General features: G+C 57.1%; 22 protein-coding genes and 2 pseudogenes. 22 read left to right on the top strand and 2 right to left on the bottom strand.

All coding sequences use genetic code 11. The features are described 5' to 3' along the window. The 6 genes and pseudogenes from PG883_RS18685 to PG883_RS18660 form a co-directional block, all read left to right on the top strand. Window positions 1-122 (top strand): annotated as a pseudogene (locus PG883_RS18685) (PTS glucitol/sorbitol transporter subunit IIB); the annotation flags it as partial. A gap of 19 nt (window positions 123-141) precedes the next feature. Beyond that, window positions 142-513 (top strand): PTS glucitol/sorbitol transporter subunit IIA, encoded by a 372-nt coding sequence (locus PG883_RS18680; RefSeq protein WP_043133535.1) that lies wholly within the window; start codon window positions 142-144, stop codon window positions 511-513. 86 nt (window positions 514-599) lie between these two features. Next, window positions 600-1,376, top strand: a complete 777-nt coding sequence (gene srlD, locus PG883_RS18675) for a sorbitol-6-phosphate dehydrogenase (protein WP_043133536.1) — start codon at window positions 600-602, stop codon at window positions 1,374-1,376. Between the two features lie 101 nt (window positions 1,377-1,477). Continuing rightward, window positions 1,478-1,834: a transcriptional regulator GutM gene (locus PG883_RS18670; RefSeq protein ID WP_043133537.1), complete on the top strand. Its 357-nt coding sequence runs from the start codon at window positions 1,478-1,480 to the stop codon at window positions 1,832-1,834. 100 nt (window positions 1,835-1,934) lie between these two features. Continuing rightward, entirely contained in the window at window positions 1,935-2,699 is a 765-nt protein-coding gene (srlR, locus tag PG883_RS18665; RefSeq protein ID WP_043133538.1) for a glucitol operon DNA-binding transcriptional repressor SrlR, read from the top strand. 32 nt (window positions 2,700-2,731) lie between these two features. Then, window positions 2,732-3,697 carry a KpsF/GutQ family sugar-phosphate isomerase gene (locus PG883_RS18660; protein WP_043133539.1) on the top strand — a complete coding sequence of 322 codons (966 nt, stop codon included), beginning with the start codon at window positions 2,732-2,734 and terminating at the stop codon, window positions 3,695-3,697. Window positions 3,698-3,753: 56 nt separating this feature from the next. Here the strand turns inward: PG883_RS18660 and PG883_RS18655 are convergent. Then, a pseudogene (locus tag PG883_RS18655) lies at window positions 3,754-3,990 on the bottom strand (IS5/IS1182 family transposase); the annotation flags it as partial. A 353-nt stretch (window positions 3,991-4,343) separates the two neighbouring features. Between PG883_RS18655 and PG883_RS18650 the strand changes: the two are divergent. The 12 genes from PG883_RS18650 to PG883_RS18595 all read left to right on the top strand — a co-directional run bounded on the left by PG883_RS18650 (window position 4,344) and on the right by PG883_RS18595 (window position 10,601). Continuing rightward, window positions 4,344-4,562: a hypothetical protein gene (locus PG883_RS18650; RefSeq protein WP_270807600.1), complete on the top strand. Its 219-nt coding sequence runs from the start codon at window positions 4,344-4,346 to the stop codon at window positions 4,560-4,562. A 742-nt stretch (window positions 4,563-5,304) separates the two neighbouring features. After that, window positions 5,305-5,598, top strand: coding sequence for a hypothetical protein (locus PG883_RS18645; RefSeq protein WP_114523064.1), 294 nt, complete (start codon window positions 5,305-5,307; stop codon window positions 5,596-5,598). Between the two features lie 12 nt (window positions 5,599-5,610). Then, complete coding sequence (locus PG883_RS18640) at window positions 5,611-6,171, top strand: hypothetical protein (protein WP_114523063.1); 561 nt, start codon at window positions 5,611-5,613, stop codon at window positions 6,169-6,171. 45 nt (window positions 6,172-6,216) lie between these two features. Next, window positions 6,217-6,405 carry a hypothetical protein gene (locus PG883_RS18635; protein ID WP_114523062.1) on the top strand — a complete coding sequence of 63 codons (189 nt, stop codon included), beginning with the start codon at window positions 6,217-6,219 and terminating at the stop codon, window positions 6,403-6,405. Between the two features lie 61 nt (window positions 6,406-6,466). Then, window positions 6,467-6,736, top strand: coding sequence for a hypothetical protein (locus tag PG883_RS18630; RefSeq protein ID WP_114523061.1), 270 nt, complete (start codon window positions 6,467-6,469; stop codon window positions 6,734-6,736). Between the two features lie 49 nt (window positions 6,737-6,785). Then, complete coding sequence (locus PG883_RS18625; protein ID WP_173418144.1) at window positions 6,786-7,151, top strand: hypothetical protein; 366 nt, start codon at window positions 6,786-6,788, stop codon at window positions 7,149-7,151. Between the two features lie 21 nt (window positions 7,152-7,172). Further along, window positions 7,173-7,355: a hypothetical protein gene (locus tag PG883_RS18620; RefSeq protein WP_114523060.1), complete on the top strand. Its 183-nt coding sequence runs from the start codon at window positions 7,173-7,175 to the stop codon at window positions 7,353-7,355. Between the two features lie 17 nt (window positions 7,356-7,372). Then, window positions 7,373-7,657, top strand: a complete 285-nt coding sequence (locus tag PG883_RS18615; protein WP_114523059.1) for a hypothetical protein — start codon at window positions 7,373-7,375, stop codon at window positions 7,655-7,657. A 60-nt stretch (window positions 7,658-7,717) separates the two neighbouring features. Continuing rightward, window positions 7,718-8,233, top strand: coding sequence for a hypothetical protein (locus tag PG883_RS18610; protein WP_270807598.1), 516 nt, complete (start codon window positions 7,718-7,720; stop codon window positions 8,231-8,233). Between the two features lie 32 nt (window positions 8,234-8,265). After that, window positions 8,266-8,529, top strand: coding sequence for a hypothetical protein (locus tag PG883_RS18605; protein WP_235673824.1), 264 nt, complete (start codon window positions 8,266-8,268; stop codon window positions 8,527-8,529). Window positions 8,530-9,162: 633 nt separating this feature from the next. Then, entirely contained in the window at window positions 9,163-9,495 is a 333-nt protein-coding gene (locus PG883_RS18600) for a hypothetical protein (protein WP_114523057.1), read from the top strand. Window positions 9,496-9,710: 215 nt separating this feature from the next. Beyond that, window positions 9,711-10,601, top strand: coding sequence for a DNA replication terminus site-binding protein (locus PG883_RS18595; RefSeq protein WP_114523056.1), 891 nt, complete (start codon window positions 9,711-9,713; stop codon window positions 10,599-10,601). A gap of 2 nt (window positions 10,602-10,603) precedes the next feature. Here the strand turns inward: PG883_RS18595 and PG883_RS18590 are convergent, their stop codons facing one another. After that, window positions 10,604-11,635 (bottom strand): hypothetical protein, encoded by a 1,032-nt coding sequence (locus tag PG883_RS18590; RefSeq protein WP_171865426.1) that lies wholly within the window; start codon window positions 11,633-11,635, stop codon window positions 10,604-10,606. 524 nt (window positions 11,636-12,159) lie between these two features. On the opposite strand from PG883_RS18590, the gene PG883_RS18585 reads away from it, so the two are divergent. Genes PG883_RS18585 through PG883_RS18570 form a run of 4 tightly spaced genes read left to right on the top strand, consistent with a single transcriptional unit; the run spans window position 12,160 to window position 14,250 of the window. Continuing rightward, window positions 12,160-13,248 carry a hypothetical protein gene (locus PG883_RS18585; RefSeq protein WP_270807596.1) on the top strand — a complete coding sequence of 363 codons (1,089 nt, stop codon included), beginning with the start codon at window positions 12,160-12,162 and terminating at the stop codon, window positions 13,246-13,248. A gap of 47 nt (window positions 13,249-13,295) precedes the next feature. Continuing rightward, the gene (locus PG883_RS18580) at window positions 13,296-13,787 is read left to right on the top strand and encodes a hypothetical protein (protein ID WP_270807594.1); all 492 of its coding nucleotides are present in this window, start codon (window positions 13,296-13,298) and stop codon (window positions 13,785-13,787) included. Between the two features lie 39 nt (window positions 13,788-13,826). Further along, window positions 13,827-13,997 (top strand): hypothetical protein, encoded by a 171-nt coding sequence (locus PG883_RS18575; RefSeq protein ID WP_171865430.1) that lies wholly within the window; start codon window positions 13,827-13,829, stop codon window positions 13,995-13,997. Window positions 13,998-14,043: 46 nt separating this feature from the next. Then, window positions 14,044-14,250 carry a hypothetical protein gene (locus PG883_RS18570; protein WP_147273896.1) on the top strand — a complete coding sequence of 69 codons (207 nt, stop codon included), beginning with the start codon at window positions 14,044-14,046 and terminating at the stop codon, window positions 14,248-14,250. Window positions 14,251-14,276: the final 26 nt, after the last annotated feature.

The raw sequence follows: 14,276 nt of genomic DNA, 5'->3' as shown, positions 1-14,276 counted from the left end.
TGGCCGAAGCCAAGCCGAAAACAGTCCAAATCGGGGTGCCGTCCGTGCTTTACTCACGGTTCCTGACCGGAGCGCCGACCGTACTGCTGGCCTGGCTCGCCTCCTACTTCATCTACCAATAACGCTCAAACGAGGACTGAAATGACTATGTTGTACCAAACCCAAGTGACCAAGATCGGCGAGTTTGCTGCCGAAGCCCTGGATGACAACATGATGATACTGTTCGATGACAATGCCCCGGCAGACGTAGCGGACTACTGCTACATCCATCCGCACGCAGCGCTGTTGGATGACATCAAGGTGGGAGGGGATTTCGTTCTGGGTCAGACACGTTTTCCCATCACGGCGGTAGGCGACGTAGTCAACCAGAACCTCGGCGAATTGGGTCACATCACCATCCGTTTCGATGGCGCCGATGAAGCGGAATACCCAGGAACCGTGCATGTGAGCGGCACTTGCCCGACAGTCCCGGAACTGGAAATCGGCACCGAAATCACGTTTGAACTTAACTGAACAATCAAGACTCACGCTCACCCTGCATCATTGAGTTAGCGGCACGAAGCAGGGGGGCGCGAGATACAGCAATCGAGGAGAGTAACATGTCAAAAGTAGCACTGGTAGTTGGCGGCGGTAAAAGTCTGGGCGCCTTCCTTTGCAAGGGGCTGGCCGAGGCCGGCTATCGGGTGGCAGTCGCAGATATGGACGCCGACAGCGCCAAGCTCACCGCCAGCGAAATCGCCGAGGTGCATGGTGCTGAGAACGTGATGGCCGTGCAGGCCAATGCCACCCAGGAAGCGGATGTGCAGCGCATGGTCGGTGCCGTCGATGATCGCTTCGGGCGCATCGACCTGCTGGTCTACAATGCCGGCACGGCGACCGCGGCCAAGATCGATCAGTTCCCGTTGGATGCTTGGTACCGCTCCATCGAGGTGAACCTGACCGGTTACTTCCTGTGTGCCCGTGAGGCTTCCAAGGTGATGATCCGCCAAAATGGCGGCCGCATCATCCAGATCAACTCCAAGTCCGGCAAGGTGGGCTCCAAGCACAACTCCGGCTACTCGGCAGCCAAGTTTGGCGGTGTCGGTCTGACCCAATCGCTGGCGCTGGACCTGGCCGAGCACAACATCACCGTCCACTCCCTGATGCTGGGCAACCTGCTCAAGAGTCCCATGTTCCAGTCCCTGCTGCCGCAATACGCGAAAAAGCTGGGCATCCCCGAGGATCAGGTGGAGCAGGTCTATATCGACAAGGTGCCGCTCAAGCGTGGCTGCGATTTCCAGGACGTACTGAACGTGCTGAAGTTCTATGCCAGCGACGAGGCCAGCTACTGCACCGGCCAGTCCATCAACATTACCGGTGGTCAGGTGATGTTCTAGTGGTCAGGTGATGCTCTAGTTCCAACTGTGTGGGAAACTCCTGAGAACCTAATCTTTTGGCAGTGTGTCGTACACTGCCTTTTTTCATTGTGAGGTGCTAAATGGATGCCATTAATCTTCTGATCGTGTTTGCCCTGGTGGCCTGGGGATTGCAGATCGGCCTGGGCTTTTTTCAGGTACGGGCTTTCAATCGCATGCTGCAGGACATGAGCCTCAAAGGCTCGGTGAAGATCGGCCGCACGGCCTCCCGCTGGCGCCCGCGCACCCTGGTGGTGCTGGCCCATGATGCCAACGGCGTGATTGTCGATGCCAAAATCATGCGTGGCCTGACCATCTTCGCCAGACCCCAGACGCTGGACACTCTGGTGCATGCCCGTATCCCGCTGACCGAGCGACAACTGGCCGAACTGGCACCGCCGGTACGCGAAGCGGTAACCTGCGCGCTGTCAATAAAATGACAATTCGGTTGTCATATAATTTTCATTATGAAAATTTCAGTGTACATTCTTAGGAAATGAAGCCTATGGCTTTTTAAATTCAGCATATAGGGATTCAGGTATGTCCATTGAAACTCGTCGAGAAATGTTGGTGCGTTATCTGCGCGAACATGGCAGAACGTCAGTCAACGATTTGGCCGCCCATTTCAACATCACCGGCGCCACGGTGCGCAGCGATCTGCGGCATCTGGAGCAGGCCCAGCTGGTAGTCCGCCGCTATGGCGGCGCCGAGGCGTTCACCCAGCCGGCGCTGGAAGATCACTCCATGGACGAGAAAACCGTGCTCAATCTGAACACCAAGCAGCGCATCGGCGCCAGGGCCGCGAGCCTGGTCCGGGATGGCGAGTCCATCATTCTCGACAGTGGCAGCACCACCCTGCAGATGGTGCCCTGGCTGGCAGAGCGGGTAGCGCTGACGGTGATGACCAACAGCCTGCACATCATGAATGAAGCAGCGGCGCTGGACAGCAACGTGACGCTGCTGATGCCGGGTGGCACCTACCGCAAACGCTCCGCTTCCTTTCATGGCAGCCAGGCAGAGCAGGCCTTTCGCGTATTCACCTTCGACAAGTTGTTCATCGGCGCCGACGGCTTCGATGTCGAGCAGGGCACCACCACCTTCAACGAGGCATATCAGGTGAGCCAGGCCATGTGCCAGGCGGCACGGCAGATCATCGTGGTGACCGACTCCAGCAAATTCGGCCGCAAGACGCCCAACGTGGTGGTGCCCATCGACAAGATCGACATCATCATCACCGACAAGGGCATCAGCGATGCTGACCGGCAGGCGCTGGAGCAGCATGGCATCCAGGTGGTGCTGGTCTGAACTCCCCCCAATCCCCAGAGGTTCCCTTCGTCATGCGTGAACAGATCCAGCGCTACGCTCATGAAACCCTGAGTATCGAACTGGCCGAGGCACAAAGGCTGTGCTCTCGGCTCAATGATTCCTTCGTCTCGGCCTGCGAGGCCATCCTTGCTTGTACGGGCAAGATAGTGGTCACCGGCATCGGCAAGTCCGGCCATATCGGCAAGAAGATTGCCGCGACCCTGGCCTCGACCGGCTCGCCCGCCTTTTTCGTCCATCCCGCCGAGGCGCTGCATGGCGATTTGGGCATGATCACCAAGGGGGATCTGGTCATCATGATCTCCAACTCCGGCGAGGCCGGCGAGTTCAAGACCATGCTGCCGCTGCTCAAGCACAAGGGTCTGGTGGTGATCGGTTTCACCGGCAAGCTCGACTCCTATCTGGCGCGACAGGCCGATCACGTCATCGACATCAGCGTCCAGCAGGAGGCCTGTCCTCTCGGTCTGGCGCCGACTTCCAGTGCCATCAACACCCTGATGATGGGCGATGCCCTTGCCATCAGTGCTATGCGCATTCGCGATTTCAACGAGCAGGACTATGCAGTTTCTCACCCGGGCGGTAGCCTGGGTGCCCGATTGTTGCTACGCAACAAGGATATATTAGACCCTGAGCTACCAATACCAGTTTGTTCTGCAGACACATCCTTGAGGGATGCCATTGTGGCTTTGAGTCGTGGTGGATTTGGGCTAGTAGTGATTAGTAGTGATCAGGGCAGCATCTTGGGAGTTTTCACGGATGGTGATTTGCGGCGCTCTTTGGAAAAAACATTGCCCCTGGATACCTGTGTCACCGAGCTGATGACCCGAACACCGGTGGTGGTCCAAGCGGACGGTCTGGCGGCTGCCACACTGGAACTTATGCACGAACATCGCATCAATGCTGTCCCCGTGGTGTCTGATGAGGCTCGATTGTTGGGGGTGATCAGTATTCATCAGATATATAAAGCTGGTATTCGTTGATGGAGCGAAAGGCGCGAGCCATCATTTTGCTGTAGTTTTCCTGCTAGAGGCTGTCGTCATAAGATGGCAGCCCATAATGCCACGCAGCGGATCCGGACAGCCGCCACGAACGAAGCGGTGTTTTTCGCATACCGCGTGGCTATCCCTCGCCATTGTTTCAGGTGGAGAAAGGCAATTTCTACCAGATGCCTTACCTTATACATTTCCCTGTCGTGCTCTCGCTTTTCCTTACGATTCCGCTTCGACGGGATCACCACCTCCATCCCCTGAGACGCGGCCTGGGCTACCAAAGCGTGGCAAGGATGGTTATTCCGGCATACCTCATCCGCAGACCAAATCTGTGGATAAGGGCAAGCTGCCTGAGAAGTCCAGCGTTGGCGGGGAGCGACTTGCAGTTCTTGGGTATTTCGCACGGTATGAAACTGCGTTGGGTTAATGTTCTGCATCAGCCGAATCTTGCGATTCACCGTGCACGAGTGTTCTGAACTTCGTTAGAGAAAACGGCAAAATCTTCAAACATTGGTATGATGCTTTATTGCTCTGCTTTTTCTCATCGTTAGCGCTAAATTCTTAAGCTGGTATGATACTTTATTTTTTAGTGTCCGATTTTTCATGTGGTGAAATGCGGCTTACAGGGTGATTTGGTATGAATTTTTATTACTCGCATACAGAAAGGCTCGACCTGAGCAAGCTGCCCTACGCGCAATACCATAGCAAGCGGGAGAAGGTAGCCCACGACGAGGCCGCAGCCCTGCGCCTGTTGCATCTGGCGCAATCTCACTGGGGCTTGAGTGAAGAAGTCAAAGCCGACCTGCGCACCGTAGCGATGGCGGCGCTGGAGCTTAGTCGCGGGCTCAGAGACTAGCGACACCCACCGGGTGAAACCTGCCATCCACGTCCTGCAAGGACAGCAGGCCACCCGGCCACGTCTTCAGACCGGCACAGAAGCAGGTGCCCCCCATCCCAGCAGCAGCTCGCACGCCCGGAGCTCACCCGGTTCTTCCGGGTTACCGTCCTTGGCGGAAATCCACAGCGCCTGAGGCCGGCGCACGCGCGGTGACCTGGTAGCCACCGCCCCACCACCAGCATCTCGAACACCCATCGTTCTGGCTGGAGCGCATCAGCTCCCACTCAAAGTCCACCGAGGAAAACTCCCCCCCCCCTCGCGCCGGTTTGCCGCCGGGCTGGAGCCGGGCCGCCGGTACTCCGCCCGCAGTCATTGAGCAGGCCGGACATCCATCACCCGCCTGCCCCGTCTCGCCGCACCCGAGCTGGCCAGTCCCGCGTCATCGAACACGTCCACCGGTCGCAGGCGCTCATCGTCCTTAGTGGACAGCAGCCAGAAAGCACGCGACGCGCACCTGGCAGTCGCAACTGTCGGCTCGGCTATGACCTGTCCCAAATCGGGTTTGCCCCGAGCGTCATCCCTTCCGGAGAGCAGCAGTAGAAGTAGGAATAAAGAAGAGTCGAAGAGGAAAACCGAGCCGATCTACCCATAATGCCGATTGACCAATAACAGTAAATTTATTTTGCTCAGGGGGGTTTACAGGCGTGGGTGTATTACATACCATGGATTTACCGTTAAAGGTCAATCGCAGGTGATTAGGATGACTCGACACACAGAAGTAAATAACGCCAATGACGTCTGTCTGGAACGCGCTCGCCGCTTCTCCTACGAGCTGATGGATGTGGCGGAGACCTATACCGGCCTTGCCATCCAGTATGGCCCACAAGCCTTAAGCCTGTGCCTCTATCTGCAACAAAGTCTGCTCGATGAGCAGGTGGGTGGGGTTGACCTTTACGGGTATAACGACCTCGCCTGTACCGGCTTCATGGCGATCCTCAATGAGATGCCATCGCATGAAGAGTGGTTGTCATACGTCATCACCGATAACCAATAACGGAGCCGCAAGATGACCACCCACATAGAGCACGATCAGTTCGTAGATGAATCCATCAGCAAGGCGCACCTCGCCGCTGGTGGTTGGGAGATGGAGGGCTTCAATCACGGCAACCCGCTCCACTCTCACATGTTCTATCTGCGTGACTATCGCACCCAGCGCACCCAATTGTTCTGCGTCTCGCAAGACGATTGGTACGAGTTCGTGCCTCACCAGTTCACCTTTGATATGGCAACGGCTTGCCTTGCTCATCTGATGCTGAAGTTTGAGGAAGGGTCATTGGAGGCCAAGGAGGAAGCCACCTTAGTTGCTGCCCTGAAGGTCTACGCCAAGGGCACAGGTTGCTATCGCGTGTGGTGTCAGACCGCAAAGGGCAGTGACCGCCTGCATTTTCTCGTGAACATCTACCCCGAAACGGGCGACGACGGCCTGCTGCGCCCCTTCATCTGCCGGTCACCCGACATTGTGATGCACAACAGCGAAGTGTTGCGAGCCACCAGCGAGGCCCGCAAGCAGGACGAGCTACGTCACCCCGAGTGGTTCAAGCGCAAAAAGATCGGCGGTCGCCGCTAGGTAGCGCCCCGCTCCACCACGCACCGCATTGAGGAGATCAGAGAGATGAGAATCGCCATCGAGCAGGTCAAGCAAGGCCATCAGATTGAGCTCTGGTTTGGGAGTCGGGCGCAAACGGTGGAGGTAAACAAGATCACCGAGCAGCGCACGTATCGGACGTTCTCCTTCAACTACTGCGGCGGGGTGTTGGAAATGCACGCCCCCCGAGGCCACACCATCAACCGCGTGAACTGATCACGCTGGCCGGTGTGCAAGCCGGACAACAAGCCAACCCATCACAGACGAGGAAGCACCCATGAAACAGCATCTCTTTGCAGCCATTACCGAGCTCAACGGCGAGTGCGAGTACACCACCAGCATTCTGGTGTGCTGCGACAAAGACGCCGATCTGAATGAATTGGCCGACACCATCGCCAGCGACTGGCGCGGTGAAGCCGAGTTCTGCGAGCAGGAAGGGGTTTACATGGGCGCTGACGGGTGCGCCGTGGCCCTGCCCGAGCTGCGCCCTGTCACCGACGAGGAGGCGCAAGTGATGGGCAAATACCTGGTGACGCTGGGCTACTAAGCCCGGCCGTAAAAGTCCTGCAACCACACTGAACCCAACGGAGCCGACCATGAGCCACCAAACCGACGCCAGCCTGACCCTGAAACACCCGATCCAGCCCCTGTATATCGACCAGAGCGGCCTTGCCCGCTTCAAGGAAAACGCCATCGTCGTACACCTCCTCGATAACGGGGGTATCGACATGAACGCACTCGCTTGTCTGGATTTCACCCAATCAGATCGCGAGCAGTTCGCGGAGCTGATCGGTTACAGCTTGCGGGGTTTTTCCGAGCTCAGCTATGTCACTGATGAAACCCTTAATGCCGCCGTCGCCATGATCGAAAAGGACGAGAAGATCTTCCACATGGAGCAGGAGATCTGGCGGTTGAACTCCCAGCTCGACGCCCTGACCAAGCCCCAACAGCCAACTGCCTAACTTCCACCGAGGACACCGACCATGGCTACCCCTGTCATCGCCCTGCGGCTGGATCCTGAGCTCAAGGCCCGCGCCCTGGCTCATGCCAAGGCTTTGGATTGCACCTTCTCCGACCTGCTGCGCGTGGCACTGGAGCAGTTTCTGACGACGCTGCCGCCGTTGCCGGTCATGCCTGACGACGAGCTGCCCTCCTCGGTGAGCTGATTTCTTAAGGGGATACGATGGAACACAAAGAACTGGTGGCCCTGCTGGGTACCCTGCCGGTCAAGGCGAACACCCTGACCGCTCTGGAAGAAACCCTCGACCACATGCTCACAACGACCAAGGAGCGAGCTGGCTGGATACACATGTCGGCCCTGTGCAGCACGTTAAATACGCTTGAGAGCGAGGGCATCATCAGCGCTGAGCAGAAGGCTGCCGTTGACTGCGAAATCATCGCGCTCTGGCATGTGCGAGCACGAGCCTTCGTGATCAGCCGCCTTAACGCAACGAACGCGGCCAGTTGAGCGCCATCCAGTAGACCCGGCCAATCTTCCGACAAGCCCGCACCGATAACGTAAGGGGACATGATGCAAAACCACGACAAGCCTACCCTGCCCGTCAAGCCCGCCATGATGCTGGACGAGAACGGTCATTATTGCTGGGCAACTCCCAGAACGTCGCCAGAAGAGGGCCTGACGCTCGTGATGAACGTGTGCCATCTGAGCGACACACCAGAGAGTGGGATAGAAACCCTCGTCATTACCCTTACAGCGGGTGAGATCGCCCGAATCAAGCATCTGGCAGCCGTGGCAAAGACTGAAGATCTTGAGTCAGTGACGAAGTGGATCTATCACGGCGACTGGAGCGGGGTGTCCTATGCCGACCTGGCCTACGAAGATGTCCCCCCGGATGACTGCGTGAAGGCGGTCATTGCGGAGGCCGAGAAAGTGGATCAAGAGAAAATCCACGTATCACGTAATGACTTCCACTTCAGCGCCCTGCCCAAGATCAACGACCACCAGAACCTGATGTTTACGCTGCCGGTTGCCTTGTCTGTGCTGGACAGCGACGTGGCCATGGTAGATCTCACCGAGTGGTAAGCCCGGCTCATTGAACCTGTTGGAGAAGAGATATGGAACACAACGAAGCGATTGAGTGTCTGCGCCAGCACGTCCGTGAGTTCGTCGAGTTGGAGGTAAATGCGCGGCTGGATGAATACCTGCACAAGATGGATCGCAACGGCCAGCTCAAGTTCAACGATTGGGACGGAGTGCATCTGTCCCTGCCCCGCGCCGTCACCACCGCGATTCTGGAAGAGGCCGCCGAGCGGGTCATCTGGTCATTCGAGCGACCCAAGCACCTGCGCCAAGTTAACGCCCTGCGCCGGTTCCTGTGACCCACCCACTCAAGACGCTCACCGTGGATAGGAAGGTGACCCGATGGCGGGTTACCTCGTAACGACTGGAGATCCGTTATGCCCACTACTGCACCGAAGCCCGCTCGCAAGCCAAGCCGTACCTCCCTCATCACCGAGCGGTTGATGGCTGACTTCGCAAATTGTCAAAGATTTTCCCTGCCCTGCCGCTTCTCTGTCGGACGATACACCGGCTACAGCGCGGGGGTAGTGGGTGCCCTTCAACGCCGAGGCTACGTCGTGGTCAAGGTGCGGGGCAGCCAGTACGAGATCACCGGCCATCAGAGCGAGAGCGAGGCAGCTAACCCCCCAGGGCAATTAACTTGCCGTTGTCTTTCACGGACGGCCAGTTCCCGGCCGTAGGCGTCATCACCTGCAAGAAGCTCGGCGGGTACGCGAAATCCATGAGTGGCACCATCAGGGCGTCTGAGATCCGGCAAGGACAATCAAGGTGATAACCTCGCCCTGTCGGTGGTCACCTGGAGGAGACCCAACGGCCAAACTCGAACTTGATGTGCATCAAGAAATGCAATTCCCTTCACGCTCAATAATCCGGTTAAATATACCAACCGCCAACAGCCATAGCTGGTTCATCAGGCATTTGAGGAGCACGACATGAAAGACATGAATGAGTTCGAAGGAGATGTGGAACTGCTCGTAAACGGCACTGAAACTTTGTTCATTGATGGCTCAAACTTGGCAAAGGTGCATAGTAGTAAATTCCAATCGGTCTTCAAGAACGAGGACGAAGTCGAGACTGAAAGTGGTATAAAAATCAATGCGGAAGTCGTGCTTGATGGCGATGGTAACGAATATAAGCAAGATTTCTATAGTCCCACGCCTGGTGTCACCGTAGAGGTGATCTCCAATACCCTAACCAGGATCGACCCCAGTAGCCTGGATGAGGAAAACGAGTTCCAAGAGGGGGATGAATACGATTTCGATTGATAAAGGGGGCCAGAGGCCCCTGTTTGTATCTGGCAGGCAACGAGGTGATCGAGCTTCTTAATTCAACATCGGCTCCTCGTGTTAAGTGACAGCCCATTGTCCATAACGGACGCCAGCCCCGCTTAAGCCGAATATACCTGTACGCCTATACAGCTCTTTTCCCCCTCCTGTGATAACCTGTGGGTACTTGACGGACTGACAGGACACCCCGACCGATGGACACCTTTACTCCGATAGCCGCCCTGCGAGACCGGATGCACCAGCTGGAAGCCACCCTGACTGAGCTGGGCGAAATGCTGAGCCAGATGCCATTGCAGGAGGCCCACGTCTTCCCCTTGCCGCCCGTGGCACAAGGTGAGGAGCACGACCCCATCGAGCACATCGAAGTCGGGTATCTCTCGGGGAGCGATGCACTGGAAGCCACGCTGGCGGCTTACCGCGACCACACCATGCGACCCGGTTGCTCCACCAAGGCGACCATGCGCCTGCCCGGCCTGCTGCGGTTCCCGTCGTCCTGCGCGGATTCCATGCGCCCACTGGTCATGGCCATCAACGATCACAAGCTGGCGTTCAAGGAGCTGGTGCAGCAGGCGGGCAGCCGGGATCAGAAATTCGAGCTGGTTCACCTCGCCCTGCCAGGCACCATCACCTTGCAGGTCTACCGGCAGATCTCAATGCTCGAAGGCGAGCTCTTTTCGATGGGCTTCACCTGGGCAGACAAGCAGAGTATCAAGCGCGTCACCCGCGAGCAGGTGTTAGCCATGCTGGAGGTCAGCCGGGGCTACTGTCCGGGGCTATCGACCAAGGAAGAGTGGAACAGCTTGATCGACAGGGAGGTGAACGATGTCCGCCGAGTACCGGCAGATGTGGAGCTCCGCATCCGGCGGCCGGTCAAGACCCACCCCATGATCAACCTGCTCTGGTCTGACAGGGAGCCGCGCAAACAGCAGCTCAAGGCGAGCCTGCCCCTGCTGGTCTGCTCCGATAAGCCGATCAATGTATCGCCGCTATGCAATTACCCGACCAATGGGCGCAAGCCGCGCAGTGACCGCAAGATAGGCGCTGTGCCCCTCATCGAGAGAATGCACCTCTACACCTATCAGTGAGGTCACCATAGCTCCCAATCGCGATAGGCGGTTTCGGGTTCCTCCGGTAAGCAATCAACGACATCTACTGTATGAACACTGAGCGCATTCCAGAGATCTCGATATTCATCTCCGGTATAAATTTCGAGGTCGTCTAGCAATTTCACCAGATTACGCTTTCCGATTATTTTCACTCCGACCATATCAGAGGTGACATACTGCTCGATGGTATCAAGACTGTATTCATTGCCGCTTTCCGAGACGATGACGACGTCAGAGGTCAATTCCTGCCAGTCACAATTAAAATACTGGGTTGGCTCACTGGGCAGCTGTAATTGCTCCGCCAGAGCGCGTTGCTCTTTCAAAAAGGTCTCATACCCATTCTTGGTGTAAATCAGCTCATTTCGTAGAAATACTTTAAAGGCAGCAAGGGATTCGAACTTTGGCTTCTTTTTTCCTGATGGAATGCCGGATCGATTTGCCTCATCCTGTGCGTCAGCATCATCCTGAGTTTGTGGCTCGTCCTCATTGTCCTCTTCTAGGTTTGACTCACTGAGCAAGCCGTGGCCTGGGCGTTCCGAGAGGTGGTCGATGATCTTGTATCCGGAGACAGTCTCTAAATTGAGGATGGCGAGGTGCTTGTCTGACAGCTGGTCAATCTTGACCAAGCCAAAGCCGATGCGGTCCAGCAGCCTCGTAAACTTGGCATCAGCCAGCTTTAGGCTCTCAAGGGTATTCGTCATGTTATCGCGGCACTCGCTGACCAGATCGCCCTTGTAGCGTTCAAGCAGCGCTTCCTTGCAGAAGTAAAAGCGTGATGGGAAGTCAGGCAACAGTTTGTCCGACAAGGACTGATTGCACTCCTTGCACAACAAAACCAAAATGAAGCGGATATTATCGTTTCTCGCAAACAGCTGTGCCGTGGTAATAGCCGGGCAATGGTCCCATTCCAGATCTGTAGATACACCGCAGCACTGGCACACTTCATCTTTCATGACCGGATAATTCTTTTTATATAAGTGGCCGTATATCTGCATTGCTTGCTTGCGTTTCATTATCCTGCCTTCAAATTAATATCTGCGCGTGACCGTCCTTTGAGTAGTGGGCACCTATATCCATTATCGGTGCATCTTCAATTGAGTTCTGCGTTGTGACGCCGCTCAGGTTTGGCGTCGAGTCGTTCGCCCCTACCCCTGACGGTGACTCATCTCATCGGGCACCCTATCGTGAATGTCTTGGGCGGACACCGGGGGCACATAGTATTCGACCCCCCCAGTCTGTGCCAGGCGGGTTCGTCTGACCTGGGCATCGAGCGTTTCCCGCACCCATTGCGACCGGGTTTTCCCCTCAAGCGCGGCGGTCATATCGTAATCGTCCACCTGCTGGGCGGTGATCTGCACAGCGCCCAAGCGCTCGGAGCGCCTGTCGCTGGGATCTTTGAAAGGCGCTCCGCGCGCGCGTTTTGGCTGGGTATCGTTCATGGGCTAATTATTACACCTGTACTAATTGACTACAAGATCGGATGGGGTAGAATTAATACACCTGTAATAAATCATTTTTTGAGCAGCGCCGAGGTGTGATGATGCAGCAACCCACTCCCCACACAGAGACCATCGTGAAGACCCTCATCGTGAAGAAGCGGGGTAAACGGTATTTCGACTGCCTCTTGGGCGGGCACAAGGCGAAGCTGGTCATCAATGAAGTGAGCGATGGGCTGGCCCTCGACACCGTGGCCAAGATGCAGCTCAAAGACCTCTCCAAGACCACCCGTTTCGGGACGACCTTGACTTTCGAAGCTGTAGCCATCGAGAGCGAGCGGGATGGCAAGAAGCTGTATGAACAGGCCAAGCGGAAAAATGAGGCTTTACGCTGGCTAAAGTACGCCGAGGACGATGTGAGGGAAGGCAGCTACACCACCAATGCCATGAGCAAGGCCATCTTCTTCTGTCAGCCGTATCCCGAGCTCAGCGAGCGGGTGAAGGCGATGGAAGCCAAGGGCTGGGCCAATGCGCAAGCGGCCAACGAGCGCAAGATTGCCCGCAAGCAGGAGCGGGAGGCCGCCAGCGCCGCAGCCTGCCAAGCGCTCGATGAGCGCCGCCGCAACCGGTGCCTGTTCCCACTCAACGCCCTGCCCCCCTTTGATACCCCGATAGAGGTTGGCAAGGCCGTGCGCGTCTACACCGACATGGGTGAGAGCTTCCGCATCAGCGACGATCATCCCTCTGTGTGGGGCTCATACCTGCGGGGGCACGAAGGTGAACGGGGAGCCTATTGTTATTACCGCAACGCGACCAACGATGAGATCGTTGAATTGACCTTGGCCGAACAGCGTGAAGATGAGCGCAAGGCCGAACGGATGGCGGTCAAGGTCAGGGTGGGCGGGCTGATCGAGCGGATCAAGCATGAAGGGGAGCACCCGGACGGCTGGCACCAGCCCGAGGGCGAGCGCCTGTTCGATACCCAGAACGTCAACGGCGGCGGCCACTGGTTTGTCTTGTCCGGGGACGACATTTGGTTCGTCATGAATAATGGCCGGGACGGGGATAACTGGAGCCGCAACAACGTCACCACTGGCGGGGCTGGGGCCATTGGCTGGCGCATTCCCTATGACGAGGCGGTGGCGTGTGAACTGCGCGAGCTGGCACAACAGACAGCGGCCCTCGCCTAAGCTACTGGGCGCTTGTGAGCGCCCTGCCCAAACCTTCGGAGGTCATCATGCAGCATTCCACCTCGACAGCTCCACAGGCGGTGTCTGAGGCCGTCTGGTATCACATCCAGCAACGCTTTGATGCTCATTGGCAGTTCTTGCCAAAGGGCGAGTATGCCACCGCCCATGACGCCATTGCCGTGGTTCAACGCCTTGAGCGGGTTAAGGGCTGGCGAGATCTGCGCGTCGTCGCGCTGCCGGTGCCCGTCCACGCCGGACAGCAGGGCGATGTCGATTACCCCGTCGTTCACACCGGGCTGCGCTGGGATGATCCCACCATCCAGATAGGGCTGGACGGCGATGGCTACACCATTCTGAGCAACCGCAACATCATGGTACGGGTAGACCGCGCCCATAGCGCCGCTGACGTGGAATGGCACCGCCGTGACAATGGGGTGTTCCAGTGGCAGCTCACGCCCTATGAGAGCGCTGACGTGCGCCACCTGAGCGACCTGTCGCTGTTTACCAAGATCGGCGCGTGGATAGATAACCAGAGTTAAGCCAAAGGCTCATCAATCCGGTGAGCGAGGAGAAAAGCAATGCAACTGTATGTTGTGCTCAATAACGAGCGTGAAGACCGAGATGCAGCTGGGATTTATGAAGCGATCTTCTCCACCCCTGAGCTGGCCCGCGCCTACATCAACCGATTCAGCGTTGATGACCAATGGCGATTTGAGATCCGGGCCGTGGAGCTGGACGGTGAGGTGTGAGGCTGGGTTGGTTACCCGCATCATTAGCAAGTTGAGAGGTAGCAAGATGGCTTACGGAGAGCACACCACGGCGTACCAGCTGCTGGCGGCGAACGCGACGCAGAGTCAAATCGAGGCAAAGGGGCAGTACAAGCGTGATGATGAACTCGGCACCGTCACCTTCCCTGACGGGTCGCGGATCGCACTGAGAAAATTCGGCAACCATCAGGCGTATCTGGCGAGCGGCTGGAACATCACCCCGACCAACCGGTGAGGGTTGAGCCCCCTCACCCAAAGACC

The sequence above is a fragment of the Aeromonas sp. QDB25 genome, assembly GCF_027707725.1.
In the GTDB taxonomy this organism is placed as follows: Bacteria; Pseudomonadota; Gammaproteobacteria; order Enterobacterales; family Aeromonadaceae; genus Aeromonas; species Aeromonas caviae.
This window is presented reverse-complemented; position numbering and strand designations above follow the sequence as displayed.